Source organism: Candidatus Accumulibacter phosphatis (assembly GCF_012939955.1).
In the GTDB taxonomy this organism is placed as follows: Bacteria; Pseudomonadota; Gammaproteobacteria; order Burkholderiales; family Rhodocyclaceae; genus Accumulibacter; species Accumulibacter delftensis.
In genome coordinates, this window is record NZ_SPMY01000029.1 from 23,121 (window position 1) to 42,346 (window position 19,226).

Consider the following 19,226-nt stretch of genomic DNA (forward strand, 5'->3'; position numbering starts at 1 on the left):
CGTGCCTGGCTGCGATCAGCTCTTCGCGTAGAGCTTCATTCTACCTCGTTCAAAGTGCCGCTCCATCTGTTCAGCGAGCGACGGTGTTGCGCAGGTTACAGCATGCAGCGTTCTTATGCCGCGACACCCACACTGCTCAACAGCCAGCCGACAAGCGCGCTAGCGATCACCACCAGCCACGGTGGCAGCTTCCAGAACATCAAGGCCAGCAGTGCGATCAGTGCCAGGCCAAAATCGGCCGGCTGGCGTATGGCGCTGGTCCATACCGGCTGATAGAGCGCCGCCAGGAGCAGACCGACGACGGCAGCATTGATGCCGGTCAGCGCCGCTTGCGTGTGGCGGCTGCGCCGCAGCTGCTCCCAGAACGGCAGCGCACCGACGACGAGCAGGAACGACGGTACGAAAACCGCGACCAGGCAGATCAGGCCGCCAAGCCAGCCGCTTGGTGCCTGGTTCATTGACGCGCCAAGGAAGGCGGCAAAGGTGAACAGGGGACCGGGTACCGCCTGGGCGGCGCCGTAGCCGGCCAGGAAGGAGGTATTGCTCACCCAGCCGGTGGGCACCACCTCGGCTTGCAGCAGCGGCAGGACAACATGGCCGCCACCGAAAACCAAAGCCCCCGAGCGGTAGAAAGCGTCGATCATTGCCAGTGTGTTGCTGGGCCATGCCTGTGCCGCGATCGGCAAGACGAGCAGCAGCAGCACAAACAGCAGCAGACAGGCGCTTCCCGCACGACGGCTGGCGATGATCGGCAGCGGCTCGTGTGGCGCGTCTTGTTCCGGCTTGAACAACAATAGGCCAAGGATGCCGGCGGCGACGATCACCCCGACCTGTCCCAAGGCGCTGGGCCAGGCCAGGACCAGGCAGCTGGCGGCGACCATGATCGAAACGCGTGGCGTGTCGGCGCATAGAGTTCGCGCCATGCCCCAGACGGCTTGTGCGACGACCGCCACGGCGACCACTTTGAGGCTATCGAGCACTCCCGCCGGCAGAACCTCGCCCCAGGTCGAAATTCCCAGCGCGAAGGCGATCAGGGCGATCGCTGAGGGCAACGTGAAGCCGGCCCAGGCCGCCAGCGCGCCGGCGTAGCCGCCGCGCGACAGCCCGAGAGCGATGCCGACCTGGCTGCTCGCCGGGCCGGGCAGGAACTGGCACAGCGCCACCAGATCGGCGTAGGCGCGGTCGCCGAGCCAGCTGCGGCGGCTAACGAACTCTTCCCGGAAATAGCCCAGGTGCGCAACCGGGCCACCGAAGGAGGTCAGCCCGAGACGAAGAAAGATCAGGAAAATCTGCCACGCGTTGCTCGCTGCCGCGGCTGCGCCGTTCCTTATGGGGGACTTCATGCGGGCAATACCTCATCATCCTGATGGTTTGCCAGGAATGATAAACGAGGAAAAGGGCGTTGTTGAGAGAACGCCGTCGCGCCAGGGTCGAAGAGCGCGCTTGCGCCAGCACGCCACGCGAGCCTGACCCTGACCCTGACCACCGCCATGGGCGGTCGCCGCTATGCCCCCGCCGCACAATGCGCTACCATGAGCCGTCAACAGCGAGAGGTCGGAATTGAGCCTCAATCAGCAACCCAAGGAGTGAGAATCATGAACAAGCTTGCCGTGCGCGGGGATGCGGAGATCGAGGAAAGCGAGGAAATCGAGGCAATGCTGCTGGCAGCGCCCGCGGAAGAGTACATGTCACCCAGGCAACTGGCGTTCTTTCGCCAGCGACTGCGCGACGAAGAACAAACCCTGCTCTCGGCAGTGAAAGAAACCGCCGGTCACCTGCAGGAGGCAGAGACAAGTGCCGACTGGAGCGACCGTGCCAGTACCGAGGAAGAGCACACGCTGGAGCTGCGCGTTCGCGATCGTGAAAGAAAGCTGCTGCAGAAGATTCGCGAGGCCCTGCGCCGCATTGACGACGGCAGCTACGGCTGGTGTGAGGAAACCGGCGAGCCGATCGGCATAGCCCGCCTGCTGGCGCGTTCGACCGCCAGCCTGTGCCTTGAAGCCCAGGAGCGCCGCGAGCAGAACAAGCGCCGTTTCGGCGGCTGAACCTTGAACGCCGGGAGCTGAAAAGCCCGGCGCTCGCCAGCCGCCAGACGGACGCTACGAGGGCTACTTGGCGCCTGCCTGGAGCAGGTCGCGGCTCAGCGCTTCGGCAACCCTGATGCCATCGACGCCGGCCGAGAGAATACCGCCCGCGTAGCCGGCGCCCTCCCCCGCAGGATACAAACCCCTGACGTTCAAGCTCTGGTAATCGGCGCCGCGGGTGATGCGCAGCGGTGAGGAAGTGCGTGTCTCAACGCCGGTGAGCAAGGCATCGGCCATGGCGAAGCCCGGAATCTGGCGCGCGAAGGCTGGCAAGGCTTCGCGGATCGCGGCAATCGCGTAATCCGGCAAGGCCGTCGATAGATCGCTCAGACGAACCCCGGGTTGGTACGAGGGCATGACGCTGCCGAGATGGCTTGACGGCCGCCCGGCGAGGAAATCGCCGACCAGTTGCGCCGGCGCCTCGTAGTTGCCCCCGCCGAGTTCGAAAGCACGGCTCTCGAGTTCGCGCTGCAAGGCGATGCCCGCCAGCGGCCCGCCCGGGTAGTCGAGCGGCGTGATGCCGACGACGATGCCGGCATTGGCGTTGCGTTCATTGCGCGAATACTGACTCATGCCGTTGGTCACCACCCGCTTTTCTTCCGAAGTCGCCGCCACCACCGTGCCGCCCGGGCACATGCAGAAGCTATACACCGAGCGCCCGTTGCGGCAGTGATGGACCAGCTTGTAGTCGGCAGCGCCGAGCGCGGGATTACCGGCGTGCACGCCGAAACGCGCCTGGTCGATCAGCGCTTGCGGGTGTTCGATGCGCAAGCCGATCGAAAACGCTTTGGCTTCCATGAACACCCCCGCGCCGTGCAGCATCTCGAAAGTGTCGCGAGCGCTGTGGCCAAGCGCCAGAATCAACTGCTCGCAAGGCAGCTCTTCGCCTGAAGCCAGGGTCACGCCACGCACGCGCCCGGCGTCGATGTGCACCCCGCTGACGCGCTGCTGGAAGCGCACCTCGCCACCCAGGCGCTCGATTTCTCGGCGCATCTGCTCGACCATGCCGACCAGCCGGAAAGTGCCGATATGCGGCTTGTTGACGTAGAGAATTTCTTCCGGTGCGCCGGCCTTGACGAATTCCTCGAGCACCTTGCGGCCGTGGTGCTGCGGGTCCTTGATCTGGCTGTAGAGCTTGCCGTCGGAAAAAGTGCCGGCGCCGCCTTCGCCGAACTGGACGTTGGATTCCGGGTCGAGCACCTTCTTGCGCCACAGGCCCCAGGTATCCTGCGTGCGCTCGCGTACCGCCTTGCCACGTTCGAGCACGATCGGCCTGAATCCGGACTGCGCCAGGATCAGCGCCGCGAAAATGCCCGCCGGACCAAAGCCGACGATCAGCGGCCGGCTGGCCAGCCCCTGCGGCGCGCGCGCGACGAAGTGGTAGCGCATATCGGGCGCTGCCTGCACCTGGCGGTCGTCGGCAAAGCGGGCCAGCAAGCCAGCCTCGTCGGGCAAGCTCAGGTCGACGCTGTAACTGAAGACCAGCGCACTCGCCTTGCGGGCGTCACAACTGCGCCGGAAGACGCGGATCTCGCCGATGTCCTGCACGGGAATGCCGAGCCGAGCAGCCACCGCCGCCGGCAGTGCTGCGGGCGGATGGTCGATGGGCAGGCGGATTTCACTGACGCGCAACATGATGGTTTGGCTTTCTCCAGGAGCGCCGGCGCTCAGGCCTGCTGTCCGTAGCTGGCAAACTTGCTCAGCACTGTTGCCATCTCGGCGGTGTCGAGCAGCACCGGCCGACCGAGCTGGCAGGCGCGCCAGTACTGTTCGCAGAGCGTTTCGAGTTCGACGCCGAGCGCCAGCGCCTGCTCGAGATCGTCGCCGATCACCAGCATGCCGTGATTGCCGAGCAGGCAGGCGCAACGCTCGACGATCGCTCGCAGCACCGCGTCGGAGAGTGCCTGCGTGCCGAAAGTCGCGTAGTCGGCGCAACGCAGGCTGTCGCCGCCAAAGCGCGCAATCATGTAGTGAAAGGGCGGGATGTCGCGGCGCAGACAGGCCAGGCTGGTGGCGAAGGGCGAATGGGCGTGCAGAATCGCGCCGGCGGCGGGGCGAGCAAGGTAGAGGTCACGGTGGAAGCGCCACTCGGAGGACGGCTTGCGGCGGCCCTCGGGGGTCCCGTCGAGGCGCATGAAAACGATGTCCTCGGCTTCCAGGGCGTCGTAGTCCATGCCCGTCGGGGTAATCAGGAAGCCCTCCGCAGCGCCTACGACACGAACGCTGAGGTTGCCGGCAGTGCCGCGGTTCAGGCCGACGGCGCTCATCCGCCGTGCCGTGGCGATCAATCTCTGACGAAGCTCAAGCATGCCTTTCCTCCGGGTACAGCGCCAACAGCCCGGCAGCGCTGGCCGGACAGCCGCCGCGTTCAGTGATCAGTGCACTGACCAGCTTCGCCGGGGTGATGTCGAAAGCCGGGTTCACGACGCTTGCGCTGGCCGGCACCTGCTGCAACTGGCCGCGAACACCGCCAGCATCGCGGCCGTGCACGATGCGCAGCTCGTCGGCAGCGCGTTCCTCGATCGGAATCTCCGCCCCGCTCGGACAGGCAAAGTCGATCGTCGAGCGCGGCGCGGCGACGTAGAACGGCACCCCGGCGGCGGCAGCCGCCAGCGCCTTGAGGTAGGTGCCGATCTTGTTGGCGACGTCGCCGTTGGCGGCGATGCGGTCGGCACCGACGATGACCGCGTCGATATCACCGCGCGCCAGCAGCAGGCCGGCGGCGTTATCGGCAATGACGGTATGCGGCACGCCGTGCTGGGCCAGCTCCCAGGCCGTCAACAGCCCCTGATTGCGCGGCCGCGTTTCGGAAACCCACACCTGCACGTCGATGCCGGCATCGAAAGCGGCATAGACCGGCGCCAGCGCCGTGCCGTGATCGACGGTGGCCAGCCAGCCGGCGTTGCAGTGGGTCATGATCTGCAGCCGCTCGCGCCCGCCGCTGGCGCCGCGCAGCCGTTGCAGGCCATGCTCGCCGATCTGACGACATTGCTCGACGTCCTCGTCGGCGATCCGTGCCGCTTCCTGCCAGGCGGCTTCGGCACGCGCCGCGCGTGGCAGCGGCGCCAGGCAGCGCTGCATGCGCGCCAGCGCCCAGCGCAGGTTCACCGCCGTGGGCCGCGTCGCGGCCAGGGTCTCGACGGCCGCCAGGAGCGTCGCGTCATCGTCGCCATGCACCATCGCCAGCGCCAGCCCGTAGGCAGCAGTCACGCCGATCAGCGGCGCGCCGCGCACCTGCATGCTGCAAATCGCCTGCGCCACTTCCTCCAGACTGGCCAGACGCAAGACGCGATACGCGTGCGGCAGCGCCGTCTGGTCGATGATCGCGACCGCGTCGGCATTTGCCAGCGGCCAGATCGTTCTTGTCGGCGTGCCATCAACTCTCATGGCCGCCATTCTAGCAGTGCGACCAGGCTTGCCGAAGGATGCGAGCGACGATCAGCGCTCGCCGCAGACCCCGGCGCTGTTCAGTTTTGCTATTCTCTGCGCGCTTAATGTGAAAGTCGCGCCAGCGACTCACGAAACTTCCTTCTCCCTCGCGGGAGAAGGGTCAGGGGAAGAGGGGAAACAGTCATGGCTGTCATCATCAGGGGCGTCTCGATGTGTCATGACCGTTAGCAGCCCACCCGATTACCGATGAGGACCTCCATGACACGCTTCACCGCCGCCATCACCCGCCGCCGCAGCCCTTCCCTACTCCTTTTTGCGCTGGCGGCATGCAGCCTGAGCAGCCCCCTGCACGCCGCCAGCGGCGAGCTGCCGAAACGCAAACCCGGCCTGTGGGAGCTCAACACGCGCATGGAAGGCATGCCATCGATCGGCGCGATGCAGCAATGCATCGACCGCGAGAGCGACGACCTGATGATGCAGCAGGCGCAGAAGGAAAAACACAAGTGCAGCGTCCTGGACGTCAAGACACAGGGCAACAAGGCCAGCGTGCACGCGGTATGCAAGATCGAGGGCAGCACCGCGACGACCGACGCGACTTTCGTCGGCTCTTTCGACGTCGCCTACAAAGGTAACATGCATACCCGCTTCAGCCCGCCGCTGCACGGCATCAGCGAATCGAAAGCGACCCTCGACGCGCGCTGGATCGGCCCCTGCAAGCCGGGTCAGAAGCCGGGAGACATCAGCATGCCGACCATCGGCGGCATGGACATCAACGAGATGATGAAGGACCCGCGCGTTCGGGAACTGATGAAACAGCAGCAGCGGTAAGTCCGGCGGCAGCGCTGGAGCGCTGGAGCGCTGCAGCGGTGGAGCGGTGGAGCGGGCCCCCGCTCGGCTCGCGCGACACGTCCGTGCGTGGCGGCGAGCGACCGGATCAGCGCTCAGCGGTTTTCCAGACGGTTGTAGTCGAGCAGGCCGGAGCCGATCGGCGAAAACTGCAGGTGCGCTTCCTGCAGCTCGTCGCTGGCCTGCCAGAACTGCGGGTTGCTGCGGCGAACGACGTAGCGATCGGCCAGCGCGCGGTAGTCCTCTTCCGCCGACAAGCTGCCGATGGCCGCCGCCAGGGCCTTGATTTCCGAGCGTTGCAGGCGATAGATGGCGCTCGGGTAGGCGCCGATGAAACCTGGCACGACGGTCATCGTATTCTCGGCCGGCGCTAGCTCACGGCCTTCGCGAAGCAGGCTGGAGACACTGAGGTGGCCGGTATTGCGCAACAGCGTGAAGTAACGCGGCGCCCGCGGCGGATCCTCGAGACGCACGGAGACCATCTCGGGAAACCACGACAGGGCAGCACCGCGCGCACTGGCCAGCGTCGCGAGATCCTTGCGCAAGGCGGCGTCGCTCACTTGCGCAAGCTCGTATTCGCGGTTCAGCACCGGCGCCACTCGTTTCTGGAGCAGCGTGTACAGTTCGCGCTGCGCATCCTTGCTGCGATAAGAGATGCCGCTGTGGCCGTCGAAACTGGCGAGTTTTCCGTACACGTGGTTCTTCACTTCCTGGCTGGCACCGCGATACCAGTAGTCACTCACCTTCTTGCGCTCATCCCGGGGCAGAAAAGTGAGAAAGTTAAACTCGCCTTCCATGCGCAGGAAGTCCATGTACATCCGCGACAGCAACTGGTGGCCGACGTTGCCATAGACGTCGTAACCGGCGACCAGCAGGTAGTGGATGCGCTCGAGCAGGCCGTAGCCGATCACCCACGTCGTCTTCGGAGGCCCGCCGACCAGACCCTTGACCACCGAGGCGTTGTCGAAGTGGCGGAAAATGGTCAGTGCCGCGTTCGGGTTATTGCCGTCGCCGTTCCATATCCACTCTGGATTCGGGCCCTTGTTGGTCGCCGCGTAGCGATCGAGGAACTGCGACTTGGCCTGCAGATACTCGCCCTGCAGTTTGGCGTACTTGCGCCACGGACCGATGATCCCGGCATCACTTCCCTGTGCCGCCGGCAAGGCCAGCAGACTGGATTCGCGCGACAGGAACTCGCCGGCCTGGTCCTGCAGATCGGCGTCGGCGAGGAAGAACACCCAGAAACGATCCTCGATCACGTTCAGGGCCACCTGGCCACGACAGACCGGTCCCTTGATGAAGTTCATGATCGTGAATTGCGCCTCGTCGAGCATGAACTGATAGCGTGTCGAGGTGGGCAGGGCCTGGAAAGTCACGAAGGGATTGGAAGCCACTTTCAGCTCGTAGGACGGCAGTTCGCTGACCGTGTACTCGGCCGCAATGAACAGCTCCCGCCAGCGCTGCATGCGCTTCGCGCCGAGCGCATAAGGCAGATGCGTCTTGTCGACAATCGTCTCGCGTTCGCGATCGAGGCGGTAGTAAACGCGCTCGACGCCGGGGGTCGTCATAGGGCCGGCGGCTGGCAATGAGGTCGATCGGCTGGCCCGGCGGCGTCCGCGACCTGACCATCCGGAAGTAGTGATGCACCGCATCGTCGTCGAAGTACAGATGCGCCAGGAAAAGATGTTCGTAGATGTAGCGGCTGGCCAGGCGCTGCTTGAGCGAGTCGCCATTCAGGAACACCTCCCAGTCGGCGACCTGCTGCTCAATCGCTGCCGGCAGCGGTGGCAGCCCTTCGAATGGCGCGCCCAGTTCGAGCCAGCGGCTCAGGGTGGCCATCTCGGCTTCGTTCAGGCCGGGCAGACCAAAGGGCATTCCCCAGAGGGGATTCTTGCGCTCGAAAGCCGCGTAGTCGTCAATGCGCGGGCATTGCTGTTCCCGGTCGAGCGAAAAATCGAAAGCCTCCGGCAGGATGGCCGTGTCCGGCAAGGGGTGATCCTGCTTGAGCTTCAGCGCCCGATACATCACGCTCGCCGCCAGATTCGCCGCCGGCGTCTGTTCACGCTCGTTGAGCACCGCCGCGAAGCCTTTGTCGCGCCATTGCGAGGCCGTCTGCGCATCAGTGAACAAGCGCGTCAACGGCGCTTCGTCCAGGCGCCCGCTGTCGTAGACCAGCTCCTTGCTGGTGCCCCGGGCAATGCCCTCCCAGGCCGTGAACTTGAGCTGGCAGGGCGCGTCGTAACAGGCGTGGCAAACCACGCAGCGCTGTTCAAGGATCGGCTGCACGTCGCGACGATACGAGAATCCGGCCGGCGGCATGGCCGGCACATCGAAGCGCGCCGGATCCGCTGCGCCGTAGTCCTCGTTGAGCGTGTGCCGGGTAATTGCGGCGCAGCCGCTGAGCACGACGATGAGCAGGAGCAGCGCTTGCCTGTTGATGATCATGAGCATTTTCCAGAGTTGTTGCGCCGCGCGGGCGAGTGCGCGCCGGTGGCCGACACCGGCAAAGCGTGAAGCATACCCACTCTGAGGCTCGCTGCGCCAGTCCCCGGCTTGCCATCCCGGGCCACTTGTCTGCCCGATCAGCGGCGCGGCCGCGCGGGCAGCGACCTGATCGCCACCTGCAGCACTCACCCAGCCTGCCGCGCCATGCCCGGCGGCGAGTGCGACGAACGCGACGAACGCGACGAACGCGACGCCAATGACGGGCGTGCGCCTTCTGCCGCCCGCCCGTCATTGCGAGGAGGCGCAGCCGACGCGGCAATCCAGTTCCATCCTCTCACTATTTCCCGCCGCATCGACATCTTGACCACGCGAAAAGCCAAACCTCTGGATTGCCGCGTCGGCTTCGCCTCCTCGCAATGACGGAGCGTGGGAGATGACGGAGCGTGGGAAATGCATGCCGAAAGTCTCCTGCCCCGACGCGCATCAGACTATCGTCGCGTCGCCAGCCTGCGAAGCGCGTGCGCGACGCTTCATGCTCAATGCGCAAGCCCCTTTGCTCGATCCGCAAGCCCCTGTGATCTTCCGGCAAGCCTTTGATCCGCGCTCGTCAGCCCGCTGAGTGCTACAGCGAAGCATTTGTTTTTAACGGAGCCACGGAGAACTGCCCCGGCAAGGCTCCGAGCTTCCAGGGCAAGGCTCTGCGCTACCCCGGCAAGGAAAAAAAGCCATTCCCGCCAGTCTTTTTGCTGGGCGCGCAAAGCATCGAGGTTTGCACGGCAAGGCTTTGATTCGTCCTCGCGAAGCGCAAAGCCTTGCGCGCGAGTTCGCGAAGCTTGTACTAAGCGCCGTTTTTCAGCTCGATCGAAGCGCGGCGCTTTGCGCGCAAGGCTTTTTTCCTTGCGGCGAAGCCTTTGTTGCTTGCACAGGGCAGTTCAGAGGCTTGTAGCGACAAATCGGAGGCTCGCCGTCGCAGCTCGGAGCCTTGCGCCTGAAGCTCCGAGCCTTGCGCGCCGAGCGAGATGCCTGTCGCGGCACTCAGGCAGCGGCGCCCGAACTCGGTTGAAGCTTGCGCCTGTAGCGACCGGCCATCGCTTCCTTCAAGGCATCGAGCCCGGCGCCCTTGCCGAAGACCTTGGCCAGCGCATAACCCTCGAGCGCGGCGGTGAGGATGTCGCTACCGAGCGCCATTTCGGTGTCGTCGGCCTTGCTCACCAGCTGCCGCAGGTTGGCGAGATGCGGTCGCAAGAGATCGAGGTTGTGGAGATCGCGCTCGGCTTCGGCAAGATCGAGTTCCGGCGGGATGATCTGCTTGTTCTGCGCCAGGACGATCAGCGCCTGTCGGCAAAAGGCTTCGGACTTGTCGCCCATCTTGGTCAGGCTGCGCCGCTGGTCGACCGAGAGCTCGATCAGGCCGCCGAGTTTCTCTTGCAGGGTCGTGATCGCGGCGGCAATCGCCGCCAGGTCGTCGGGGCCGATATTCAACGCTACGAGGTTTTGGCTCATGAGTATTTTCTCCTTGATACAAAGAGAAAAATCAACGGCGCGCCGGCAGTATCCCGCGCTCGGAGTAGGGACGTCAATAGGCTGTGGTCGGCTGCGCCGCGGCGCGGCACGGCGGACGTGCTGTCCAGCGCGGCAAAGCGCCGCGTCGTGCCTCGAATCGGACGGTCCTCATTTGCCCGGCCGCCGCAGCGAATGGAGTAGCTAAGCGCCATCTACTGGCTCCAACGATTCCAAATTGACCCGGCCGGACGGCCGCCCGTCACCCCCCGCTTGCTTGTCGATGACCGCTTTGTAGTACGATCACCGGGCGGCGTCTTTCGGCCAACAGCCGTCGCTCGATGATTCTGGTAAGCGGCCTTCCGAGGGACTGCTGTACCTCGTAACCTGCCGGAAGGCCAATTCACACAACTCGGCCGAAGCGGTGAGTGGTGCCTTTGGCAATAGGTGCCAGCTTAAAGGCGGGCACCTGCCGCTGACAGGGCTAGCCGGCGTAATAGCGCATCCGACACTGACGAGTAGCATATACTAGGGCCCGCCTTCCACTGTTCGATCGGGAAAAGTGGGAAGTGCGCACCGTTTGCCTCAACATGACCAGCAAAGAAGAACACTGGCGCGAGAAACTCCCATACGCATGAACACAATTCCTTCGCTGATTCAAGACCAGCTAACAACTTGGCTTCTACGTAGGACTCCAGCCAACGGGGTTCGACGGGTTGCATCGCTCTCTGCAGCCCTCGCGAGTGATGTGGGCAATGTTCGTGAAGGCAATCAAGATCGACTAGCCGCTGTACGAGGTAGAGATCAGCACGGGAGCGAGTACGCTCTCGTTGCGGTAGCCGATGGGATTGGTGGAATGCATGATGGTGGCACTTGCGCCGCCATGACAGTAGGCGCGTTTATTGCCACAGTAGATCGGCTCGCACAAAACGGTGACCAAAGCCAGCGCCCAGAGGATTGGCTTCGTGAAGGGGCTCATGCTGCGAATGCCGCGGTGTATTCAAAATTTCGCGCGAGCGGCGGCTCAACTCTGGTCGCAATATTGATCCGCCCTGAAACACGCCCGTACTGGCTGAGTATCGGTGACAGTCGTGTTTACTGCATGGATGACAGAACGCTAAGGCAAACGTCGATTGACGACACAATCGCAGGTCAGCTTGGCAAAAGTCCAGAGGACGTGGGCGAACAATCGCGACTGCTCCAATTCGTTGGCATGGGTGCCGACCTTGAACCTCACATTGCAAGACTTGATGCGAAATCAGTGGAAGCGGTAATGCTAACCACCGATGGAATTCACTATCTCTCCCATAGTCCCGGTTGGCTGGGGCAGATTATTCGCCACTCGCCCGATCCTGGTGTATGCGTAAAACGTCTTCTCGACCTTGCAAAGTGGTGTGGCGGCCCCGACAATGCTACGGTCGCGATGATCACCTTGCCGGTAGACCTGAAGGCCGAAGCTATACCCGGCTATCCTTGCTTGGAGATTTGGGATGCTTACGGAGAGTTGCAAATTATCAGCGCGCCACTCTCGCATGCGCCCTCAAGATACATGCCAAACACGACCCCTCTTTGCAGATCAAAACCCGTTCCTGGCATGCCTCCAATTGTTGGGTTGGGGCCTGTCATTGACGAGCAAGCCACCTCACCCACACCTGAACAGACTAAGCTCCGTCGCAGCAGGGCTCCCCGCAAGCCCAAGAAGCCCACTGAAGAACGTAGTAACGACAAACCGGACGAACCCCAACTTCCCCAGCTACACATGGATTTTCCAGCCAAGTCTGACGAATAAGAGCCCCCAAAAGAATGATTGCTGATCGTTATGAAGTTGTGGGAGCATCTTTTATAGGAGGCATGGCCGCTGTTTGGCCGTGCTATGACACGATCCTTGAAAGAAGAGTCGCGATTAAGGTGATGCCTGGCAGTGCCGAAAAACGTCGGATACGCGACGAACTCTGCGCGCTGTTGAAAATGCGTTCGAATCATGTCGTTCAAGTCTACGACGTATTGAACCTCAATAATGACTTGGCCATTGTCCAAGAATTTATTGAAGGTCAGGATCTGTTCGATGACGACTTAGCTCCGAATAACGAGAATGAGTACTTGAAGCTGCTTTGGCAGATAGCGTCCGGAATAGCCAACATCCACGATCTTGGCGTCATTCACCGTGACATAAAACCCGGCAACATGAAGATCGACCCCGAAGGGGTTGTCAAAATTTTTGACTTTGGATTGGCTCGGGATGAGGGTCCGAGTGCTGCAACGCTTGGTTTTGTTGGAACTCCAGGCTTCGCGGCGCCGGAGCTGTACAGCCATCACGTCACCTTTACTGCTGCGGTGGATATTTACGCATTCGGAGCGACTGCTCTTTTTTTTAGGTCTTCGAGATCTCCCCCTACATCTTAAATGCCACCCCCCGGTGCTTTCGGATGAAGATTGTTTTTCAATGCTGCCGTTTAAGATTGGTAAAGACATAATGGCGACTTTGAATGCTTGCCTTGAGCCAGATCCCTCAAACCGACCTGCCATGGGCGACGTTAGGGATTTGCTTGCCAAGCACTTGCTGTGCAACAGGCATAGAGCATTAGTCGTGTTTAATAAAAATGCTTCGTATCTCGATGCAACCCGGCCGAGGGTGGACCTTCGGCTTTCCTCGATTGGCGAGATTGGAATTCGCTACGATGGATTTCATTTCTTGGTCGATAGCGTCAGCGGTGAGGCTTTCATTAACAACACTACTGTGGCAGCGGGAGATCGCTTACCTGGTGCCTGTGTTGTAGCGTTAGGTGCTCCAGAACGAAAAGCCGACCGCAAGTACATCACATTCGACTTGTCTCACCCGGAGATCGTACTGTGACAGGCCCCTTGAAAGATGGCGATATTATTGGTAATCGTTATGAAATTATTCGATACGTTGGTGAGGGTGGCATGCAGTATGTATATCAAGCTAGGGATCGAGTGACTGAGCGGCTTGTTGCGCTAAAAACCCCGAAAAACAGCTCGGCAACTAAGCGTTTCAGGAGAAGTGCCATAGTTGCTGCGAAGGTGAATCATCCGAATGTCGCAAAGACTCTTGACTATCTCAAGACCGATTCCCAGCGGTTCTTAGTGGAGGAATTCATCGAGGGCAGTGATCTGAAAGGAGCACTTCTTCAAGAGACGGCGTTTTTTAGATCCCTATCTGGTAGCAAAAGTACTCCATCATCTTGCAAAAGGTGTAGCCGCAGCCCATCACGCTGGGGTGATACACCGCGACCTAAAGCCGACAAATATCATGGTGATGGGTGGCTATTCTTTGCATGAACTAAAAGTCACCGACTTCGGCATTGCCAAGATGGCTGGAGAGGAGTTCAAAGAGGCCGTCGAAGGTGGTGATGCCACCATGTCTATGTCGCAAACTATGGTAGGGGCGCTTCCTTACATGGCCCCCGAAGCTATTGAAGACCCGTACGCAGTGGGCTCACCTGCGGATATCTGGTCAATTGGAGCGATGATGTACCAACTCCTTTGTGGCCAATACCCTTTCGGCCAAGGTTTAAGGGCGGTTCCTAAAATTATGGATGCAGAACTCCCTGAGACGCCTGACTTCCTCTTCGCAAATCCTCAATTTGCCCCTCTTGCGAGGGAGATACTTAATATCGTCTTTTCGTGCTTAAAGAAGAACCCTGCGGAGCGGCCGACTGCAGACCAACTAGTCGAGAAGTGCAGCAGTCTCTGTTACACCTTATCGCCAAGACGCAAAGGGGTTGTGACTGACTTCCGACACGGTGCTTGGGGGTTCATCAGCACCCATGGAAGTAGCGTCTTTTTTTCATCGTGAATGTGTTTACGGACCGATGCCTATGGTTGGGGACCCAGTCCTTTTCGCCAGCTACGACGGTGGAGGTGCTGACCGAGCGCTACCGGTGGTAAAGCTGGCCGGCGCACCAACCTAAACGGTTGGAGGAAAGTGAGTCTGTTTGAAAGGCTAATCTGGACAGCTATCGATTAAGTGGCTGTGGGGAATAGAAACCATAACAGCTACTCAACTCGGCCACTGCCAACCACCGAACTAACCGATAACCTGCAAGTAAATTGTCGTCTGGAGCGACTGCTGCAATCAGATACCTGCCGTTGAACCACCAAGAACGCGAATGACTGCTGCGGGTCGAAAGGGTGAGTAGCGTTTTTCAGTTAGCGGTCTTCCGGACTCGCCGACCCAGCATTTTTCCGCGAACCCGCTCGAATGGCGGCAATGCCGACCACAGCCGACGCTCAAGGCGCACGCACGAGGCGGCACGGCGAAACACCTGCCCCCAAAAACCGCGAGGATTGTGTTGGGGCCCATCGCTATTGTAGTGTTGGGTTCTTGATGAGACGGTCGGCAAGCCTCTCCCACCCTCCGTCATTGCGAGGAGGCGAAGCCGATGCGGCAATCCAGAGGTTTGGCTTTTCGCGTGCTCACGATGTCAATGCGGTGGGAAATAGTGAGAGGATGGAACTGGATTGCCGCGTCGGCTGCGCCTCCTCGCAATGACGTGGGGGCTGGTGTGGCGCCGCATTCACCATTCCCGACGCGGCCTTCAGCAAGCATGACAACGGCGGGAAATCGGCGGGGTAGCCGGAATTTATAGGTTCCATACTGCGTACAAAACTACGCTAGCGAGTCCTAGACCCAAGGCCTCATTTCCTTGCAAAGCAATAGAATAGTCCGTCGCCACCCGTGGGACGCACTTTCTCCTGACTACAGCCAAGTGTCGGGTGCGCCGAATTCCAGGACATGGCCCAGGCGGCATCGAGGGGACCCGCACGGTCGAAATGACCGGTCATCGCGGCGCCATTGGGTCCGCTGTTGGTCCAGTTGCTGCAGGTCATGTCGGGAAATGGGGCGCCAGGAAAGGCCGTCCCGTCGGCTCGCGAACCGGTGAGTATGTCGTGCTTGTTGGGTTTCTCCGTGCGACTATTTACGGCTTGCCCCTTTTCGTCCAGGGCCGTCAGCTTGGTCAGCTTGCTGTCGGCCGAGTGCAAGTCGTCGACACTGCGCGCGATCACCTCGCCCTTGGCATTCTGCCAGGGGCCTGCACCGATTCTGTCGCGCGCATTCACGAAACTCGTATCGGTCAACTTCGCGGCTTGGGTGCTCAGGTAGGCATGCCAGCTGCGATCACCGGCACCGGCCGCCCGCGCCAGTGATTGGCAGTGCTGGTCGGCTCCGTCCAGCCCCCCCAGATCGCCACCTTTGCCAGAGCCGACACTGGTCACAAAGAAGGTCATTTCCTGGGGCCCCGGCTGCACGCTTGCGCACCCGGCCACGCCGATCGCACCGGCCGCAGCCAGCCCCGCCATTCTCATCATGTGTTGCATCCCGCCCTCCTTTTGGCTTCCGCCAGCTTGATGGAAAGAGACGACCCTGCGCCGCTCAACGGCTTCGGCGACAAAGCTCTGCTCCCGCTTGAATTTGTGGCGCCGTGATCATGCGCCGAAGCCAACTGCAGAGCAAGCTTGCAGGTCCGCTCAAAGGCAGGCCGTCGAGCATCGATCGCCGAGATTTTCGTTTCCCCGACCGCCACAGAATGACAAATGGCATTCTACGGGTTGTTCACGTCCCGGAGCGGTTGATCGGGTCTGTATAAAGCGGCCGTTCAACCCAGCGCACTAACCGGCGGACGGAGCGCAGTCTGTCAGCGGTTCGCGTCAGCGTCGGGTGGGGTGGTACTAACGGTCATGACTTGTCGAGATAGCCCCGATCATGAAAGTCATGACCGTTTCCCTCTTCCCCTGCCCCTTCTCCCGCAAGGGAGAAGGGAGTTTCGTGAGTCGCTTGCGCGACTTGCACATTAACGATTCGCTGCCACCGCTTGAACGTCTTGCTATCATTAGCCGATAAATCGAACCACTCCCCTTTCGTCGGCGCGGGGACGTTCAGGCCGCTCCAGCCATTGGTCGGAGCCTGGCGTCGAATTTTCTGTTTTCCGAGACCCTCCCCGATGAAAAACATCTTCGCCGAACTGCCGCCAGGCGCATCGACCGACGAGCAGTTTCTCGAGCTGCTTGCCCGGCCGGGACTGAGGATCGAACGTATCGTCTCGACCGGCCAGGCCAGCCCGCCGGGTTTCTGGTACGAACAAGCGCAGGGTGAGTGGATCCTGCTGCTTCAAGGCGAGGCGCTGTTGCGCTTTGCAGACCAGCCGCTGGCGCAGCAGCTCAAGGCGGGGGATTACGTGGACATCGCGCCGCTACGACGGCACCGGGTTGAATGGACGATGCCGGGGCGCGAGACGATCTGGCTGGCGGTCCACTACGAAGCGGCTGCCCTCCCCGTCTGATCGTATCCGGGACGCCTGTTCCTGATCGCCGGCCGCGCTATTGTCGTGTTGCACGCAGTATGGAACCTATAAAATCCGGCTACGGCGTGGGTTTTACGCCGCTGTCAGGCTTGCTGAAAGCCCCGTCGGGAATGGTGAACGCTGAACGCTGAACGCGGCGCTACCAGCAGCGCTTCCTCGCAATGACCGAGCGTGGGAGATGACGGAGGGTGGGAGATGACGGAGGGTGGGAGATGCCTGCCGAAAGTCTCATCACGAATGCACCACTACCATCGCCGGCTCCATCGCCGGCCGCGCTGGTCGCGGCGACGACCGGAATCAGCGCTTGCGCGAGCGAGCGCCAGCCGGCGCGGCACTGACGGCTGGACGTACCGGCGCACGTGGGGCAGTGTTCGCCGCGGCGGAGGCCGGCGGCGGGCGCCGCGTGCCGGTGCCCGGCGGCTGAAAGCTCGGAATCAGCTGCTGGTGGCCGTTGCCAATCAGGTCGGCACGCCCCATCTGCTTGAGCGCTTCGCGCAGCAAGGGCCAGTTGTTGGCGTCGTGATAGCGCAGAAAAGCCTTGTGCAGGCGGCGCTGGCGCGCGTTGCGAACGGTTTCGACCGTCGCCGATGCCCGGCCCACCTTGACCAGCGGGTTTTTCTCGCTGTGGTACATGGCCGTGGCAATGGCCATCGGCGTCGGCAGGAAAGTCTGTACCTGGTCGAGGCGAAACTTGTTGCGCTTCAGCCACAGCGCCAGGTTCAGCATGTCGCGGTCGGTGGTGCCCGGATGCGCGGCGATGAAGTACGGAATCAGGTACTGCTGCTTGCCCGCCTCTTTCGAGAATTTCTCGAACATCGCCTTGAACTGGTCGTAGGAGCCCATGCCCGGCTTCATCATGTGCGCCAGCGGCCCGTCTTCGGTGTGCTCGGGCGCAATCTTGAGATAGCCGCCGACGTGATGGCTGACCAGTTCCCTGACATACTGCGGATCGCGCACGGCGAGGTCGTAGCGCAGGCCCGAACTGATCAGCACTTTCTTGACCCCCGGCATCGCCCGCGCCTTGCGGTAGAGATTCACCAGCGGCGTGTGATCGGTGTTCAGGTTTTCACAGATGCCGGGAAAGACGCAGGACAGGCGGCGACACGAGGACTCGATCTTCGGATCCTTGCAGGCCAGGCGGTACATATTGGCGGTGGGTCCGCCAAGGTCGGAAATGATGCCCGTAAAGCCGGGCGTCTTGTCGCGAATCTCTTCGATCTCGTGCAGGATCGATTCCTCGGAGCGGCTCTGGATGATGCGCCCTTCGTGCTCGGTGATCGAGCAGAAGGTGCAGCCGCCAAAGCAGCCGCGCATGATGTTGATCGAGAAGCGAATCATCTCGAAAGCCGGAATCTTCGCATCGCCGTACGAAGGGTGCGGCCGGCGCTGGAAAGGCGAGGCGAAGACGCCATCCATTTCCGGCGTGCTGAGCGGAATCGGCGGCGGATTGAGCCACACGTCGCGCTCCCCATGGCCCTGAATCAGCGCCCGCGCATTGCCGGGATTCGATTCGACGTGGAAGGTCCGCGAGGCGTGCGCATAGAGCACCGGATCGGCGACCACCTGCTCGTACGACGGCAGGCGGATGGCGGTTCGTGTGCGCTCGAGCCTGGGCATGCGCTGATGCAACTGGAACTGCGTCCTGATCACCTGCGTGCGCGGCTGCCCGGCGGCGCCGCCCGATTCCGCAGCGCTGGTTGGACTTGCCGAGGCTGCGGAGTTTTCTGATTGCGCCGCGCACACCGCTTCCTTGCCGCTCTCCGGAGTCATCGCATAAGGGTCGGGATGGCGGATCAGCGTCCCCGGGGTATCGACTTCGCGGGAATCGATTTCGGCCCAGTCGCTGCCCGGCAACCAGCCGCGCGGAGCCATGAAGCCGGTGCCGCGCAGGTCGCGGATATCGGCGATCTTCTCGCCGGCGGCCAGGCGATGCGCCAGCTCGACGATGGCCCGTTCGGCGCTGCCGAAGATCAGCAGATCGGCTTTCGAATCCGGCAGCACGGAGCGACGCACCTTGTCCGACCAGTAATCGTAGTGCGCGATACGGCGCAGGCTGGCTTCGATCGAGCCGATCACCACGTTGGCGCCCGGAAAGGCCTCGCGACAGCGTTGCGCGTAGACCACGACCGCGTGATCCGGGCGCCGGTGCGGCTCGGCGTTGGCCGTGTAGGCGTCGTCGGAGCGCGGCTTGCGATCGGCGGTGTAACGATTGACCATCGAATCCATGTTGCCGGCAGTGACGCCGAAGAAAAGATTCGGCCGGCCGAGGACCTGGAAAGCCTTCGCCGACAGCCAGTCGGGCTGGCTGATGATGCCGACGCGAAAGCCCTGCCCTTCGAGCAGGCGCCCGATCAGCGCCATACCGAAGCTCGGGTGGTCGATGTAGGCATCGCCGGTAACCAGAATGATGTCGCAGGAATCCCAGCCGAGTTCATCCATTTCCGCCCGCGACATCGGCAGGAAGGGCGCGCTGCCGAAACGGCTGGCCCAGAATTTCCGGTAGGCGAAGAGATTGCGGGGGGGCGCTGCGCGTGGCGTCGATGCTGACAGTGTTCATGGGCTGGCGATTCTACAGCAAGGACCAAAAAGCACCATTGAATTGCTGCACTGCAGCTTGCCATCGAGCAAATCTGCGGCT

Annotated in this window: 17 protein-coding genes and 2 pseudogenes; 10 read left to right on the forward strand and 9 right to left on the reverse strand. The window is 62.0% G+C overall.

Annotated features, from left to right (window positions below):
• Positions 1–113: 113 nt before the first annotated feature.
• Positions 114–1,343, reverse strand: a complete 1,230-nt coding sequence (gene chrA / locus E4Q23_RS11035) for a chromate efflux transporter (protein WP_169066687.1) — start codon at positions 1,341–1,343, stop codon at positions 114–116.
• 252 nt (positions 1,344–1,595) lie between these two features.
• Between chrA and dksA the strand changes: the two genes are divergently transcribed.
• Entirely contained in the window at positions 1,596–2,045 is a 450-nt protein-coding gene (gene dksA / locus E4Q23_RS11040; RefSeq protein ID WP_169066688.1) for an RNA polymerase-binding protein DksA, read from the forward strand.
• 63 nt (positions 2,046–2,108) lie between these two features.
• Here dksA and E4Q23_RS11045 read toward each other — a convergent pair whose 3' ends face one another.
• From E4Q23_RS11045 to mtnA, 3 genes are read right to left on the reverse strand one after another with little or no spacing between them, the layout of a single operon-like run.
• Positions 2,109–3,719, reverse strand: coding sequence for an NAD(P)/FAD-dependent oxidoreductase (locus tag E4Q23_RS11045; RefSeq protein ID WP_169066689.1), 1,611 nt, complete (start codon positions 3,717–3,719; stop codon positions 2,109–2,111).
• Positions 3,720–3,751: 32 nt separating this feature from the next.
• Entirely contained in the window at positions 3,752–4,393 is a 642-nt protein-coding gene (locus E4Q23_RS11050; protein WP_169066690.1) for a class II aldolase/adducin family protein, read from the reverse strand.
• A complete protein-coding gene (gene mtnA / locus E4Q23_RS11055) occupies positions 4,386–5,471 on the reverse strand; it encodes an S-methyl-5-thioribose-1-phosphate isomerase (protein WP_169066691.1) in 1,086 nt (361 codons plus the stop codon). The genes E4Q23_RS11050 and mtnA overlap by 8 nt, the downstream gene beginning before the upstream one ends.
• A 261-nt stretch (positions 5,472–5,732) precedes the next feature.
• On the opposite strand from mtnA, the gene E4Q23_RS11060 reads away from it, so the two are divergent.
• On the forward strand, positions 5,733–6,302 hold the full coding sequence (locus E4Q23_RS11060; protein ID WP_169066692.1) for a DUF3617 domain-containing protein: 570 nt from the start codon (positions 5,733–5,735) through the stop codon (positions 6,300–6,302).
• Positions 6,303–6,415: 113 nt separating this feature from the next.
• Here E4Q23_RS11060 and E4Q23_RS23805 read toward each other — a convergent pair whose 3' ends face one another.
• Together E4Q23_RS23805 and E4Q23_RS23810 are read right to left on the reverse strand one after the other, a co-directional pair.
• On the reverse strand, positions 6,416–7,888 hold the full coding sequence (locus tag E4Q23_RS23805) for a fatty acid cis/trans isomerase (RefSeq protein WP_248595386.1): 1,473 nt from the start codon (positions 7,886–7,888) through the stop codon (positions 6,416–6,418).
• A 40-nt stretch (positions 7,889–7,928) separates the two neighbouring features.
• A pseudogene (locus E4Q23_RS23810) lies at positions 7,929–8,771 on the reverse strand (fatty acid cis/trans isomerase); the annotation flags it as partial.
• Between the two features lie 198 nt (positions 8,772–8,969).
• Between E4Q23_RS23810 and E4Q23_RS11070 the strand changes: the two are divergent.
• Together E4Q23_RS11070 and E4Q23_RS11075 are read left to right on the forward strand one after the other, a co-directional pair.
• Positions 8,970–9,185 carry a hypothetical protein gene (locus tag E4Q23_RS11070; protein ID WP_169066693.1) on the forward strand — a complete coding sequence of 72 codons (216 nt, stop codon included), beginning with the start codon at positions 8,970–8,972 and terminating at the stop codon, positions 9,183–9,185.
• A 173-nt stretch (positions 9,186–9,358) separates the two neighbouring features.
• The gene (locus E4Q23_RS11075) at positions 9,359–9,553 is read left to right on the forward strand and encodes a hypothetical protein (protein ID WP_169066694.1); all 195 of its coding nucleotides are present in this window, start codon (positions 9,359–9,361) and stop codon (positions 9,551–9,553) included.
• A gap of 247 nt (positions 9,554–9,800) precedes the next feature.
• Here the strand turns inward: E4Q23_RS11075 and E4Q23_RS11080 are convergent, their stop codons facing one another.
• Complete coding sequence (locus tag E4Q23_RS11080; RefSeq protein WP_169066695.1) at positions 9,801–10,268, reverse strand: hypothetical protein; 468 nt, start codon at positions 10,266–10,268, stop codon at positions 9,801–9,803.
• 631 nt (positions 10,269–10,899) lie between these two features.
• On the opposite strand from E4Q23_RS11080, the gene E4Q23_RS11085 reads away from it, so the two are divergent.
• The 5 genes and pseudogenes from E4Q23_RS11085 (at position 10,900) to E4Q23_RS24835 (ending at position 14,082) form a co-directional block, all read left to right on the forward strand.
• Positions 10,900–12,054: a PP2C family protein-serine/threonine phosphatase gene (locus E4Q23_RS11085; protein WP_211203726.1), complete on the forward strand. Its 1,155-nt coding sequence runs from the start codon at positions 10,900–10,902 to the stop codon at positions 12,052–12,054.
• 14 nt (positions 12,055–12,068) lie between these two features.
• On the forward strand, positions 12,069–12,668 hold the full coding sequence (locus tag E4Q23_RS23815; protein ID WP_248595376.1) for a serine/threonine-protein kinase: 600 nt from the start codon (positions 12,069–12,071) through the stop codon (positions 12,666–12,668).
• Between the two features lie 40 nt (positions 12,669–12,708).
• Positions 12,709–13,119 carry a hypothetical protein gene (locus E4Q23_RS23820; RefSeq protein ID WP_248595377.1) on the forward strand — a complete coding sequence of 137 codons (411 nt, stop codon included), beginning with the start codon at positions 12,709–12,711 and terminating at the stop codon, positions 13,117–13,119.
• Between the two features lie 71 nt (positions 13,120–13,190).
• Positions 13,191–13,361: pseudogene (locus E4Q23_RS24830) on the forward strand (serine/threonine protein kinase); the annotation flags it as partial.
• Between the two features lie 82 nt (positions 13,362–13,443).
• Positions 13,444–14,082: a protein kinase domain-containing protein gene (locus tag E4Q23_RS24835; RefSeq protein WP_336511671.1), complete on the forward strand. Its 639-nt coding sequence runs from the start codon at positions 13,444–13,446 to the stop codon at positions 14,080–14,082.
• Positions 14,083–14,924: 842 nt separating this feature from the next.
• On the opposite strand, the gene E4Q23_RS11100 is transcribed toward E4Q23_RS24835, so the two are convergent.
• On the reverse strand, positions 14,925–15,596 hold the full coding sequence (locus tag E4Q23_RS11100) for a hypothetical protein (RefSeq protein WP_423753341.1): 672 nt from the start codon (positions 15,594–15,596) through the stop codon (positions 14,925–14,927).
• A gap of 632 nt (positions 15,597–16,228) precedes the next feature.
• Here E4Q23_RS11100 and E4Q23_RS11105 point away from each other — a divergent pair.
• Positions 16,229–16,567: a cupin gene (locus E4Q23_RS11105; RefSeq protein ID WP_169066698.1), complete on the forward strand. Its 339-nt coding sequence runs from the start codon at positions 16,229–16,231 to the stop codon at positions 16,565–16,567.
• Positions 16,568–16,885: 318 nt separating this feature from the next.
• On the opposite strand, the gene E4Q23_RS11110 is transcribed toward E4Q23_RS11105, so the two are convergent.
• Positions 16,886–19,042 (reverse strand): YgiQ family radical SAM protein, encoded by a 2,157-nt coding sequence (locus tag E4Q23_RS11110; RefSeq protein WP_248595378.1) that lies wholly within the window; start codon positions 19,040–19,042, stop codon positions 16,886–16,888.
• Positions 19,043–19,226: the final 184 nt, after the last annotated feature.

What these genes read in the sequence shown, in the direction of transcription:
- chrA (WP_169066687.1), bottom strand. Translation starts at nt 1,343, where the DNA reads ATGAAGTCCCCCATAAGGAACGGCGCAGCCGCGGCAGCGAGCAACGCG.
- dksA (WP_169066688.1), top strand. Translation starts at nt 1,596, where the DNA reads ATGAACAAGCTTGCCGTGCGCGGGGATGCGGAGATCGAGGAAAGCGAG.
- E4Q23_RS11045 (WP_169066689.1), bottom strand. Translation starts at nt 3,719, where the DNA reads ATGTTGCGCGTCAGTGAAATCCGCCTGCCCATCGACCATCCGCCCGCA.
- E4Q23_RS11050 (WP_169066690.1), bottom strand. Translation starts at nt 4,393, where the DNA reads ATGCTTGAGCTTCGTCAGAGATTGATCGCCACGGCACGGCGGATGAGC.
- mtnA (WP_169066691.1), bottom strand. Translation starts at nt 5,471, where the DNA reads ATGAGAGTTGATGGCACGCCGACAAGAACGATCTGGCCGCTGGCAAAT.
- E4Q23_RS11060 (WP_169066692.1), top strand. Translation starts at nt 5,733, where the DNA reads ATGACACGCTTCACCGCCGCCATCACCCGCCGCCGCAGCCCTTCCCTA.
- E4Q23_RS23805 (WP_248595386.1), bottom strand. Translation starts at nt 7,888, where the DNA reads ATGACGACCCCCGGCGTCGAGCGCGTTTACTACCGCCTCGATCGCGAA.
- E4Q23_RS11070 (WP_169066693.1), top strand. Translation starts at nt 8,970, where the DNA reads ATGCCCGGCGGCGAGTGCGACGAACGCGACGAACGCGACGAACGCGAC.
- E4Q23_RS11080 (WP_169066695.1), bottom strand. Translation starts at nt 10,268, where the DNA reads ATGAGCCAAAACCTCGTAGCGTTGAATATCGGCCCCGACGACCTGGCG.
- E4Q23_RS11085 (WP_211203726.1), top strand. Translation starts at nt 10,900, where the DNA reads ATGAACACAATTCCTTCGCTGATTCAAGACCAGCTAACAACTTGGCTT.
- E4Q23_RS23815 (WP_248595376.1), top strand. Translation starts at nt 12,069, where the DNA reads ATGATTGCTGATCGTTATGAAGTTGTGGGAGCATCTTTTATAGGAGGC.
- E4Q23_RS23820 (WP_248595377.1), top strand. Translation starts at nt 12,709, where the DNA reads ATGCTGCCGTTTAAGATTGGTAAAGACATAATGGCGACTTTGAATGCT.
- E4Q23_RS11100 (WP_423753341.1), bottom strand. Translation starts at nt 15,596, where the DNA reads ATGATGAGAATGGCGGGGCTGGCTGCGGCCGGTGCGATCGGCGTGGCC.
- E4Q23_RS11105 (WP_169066698.1), top strand. Translation starts at nt 16,229, where the DNA reads ATGAAAAACATCTTCGCCGAACTGCCGCCAGGCGCATCGACCGACGAG.
- E4Q23_RS11110 (WP_248595378.1), bottom strand. Translation starts at nt 19,042, where the DNA reads ATGTCGCGGGCGGAAATGGATGAACTCGGCTGGGATTCCTGCGACATC.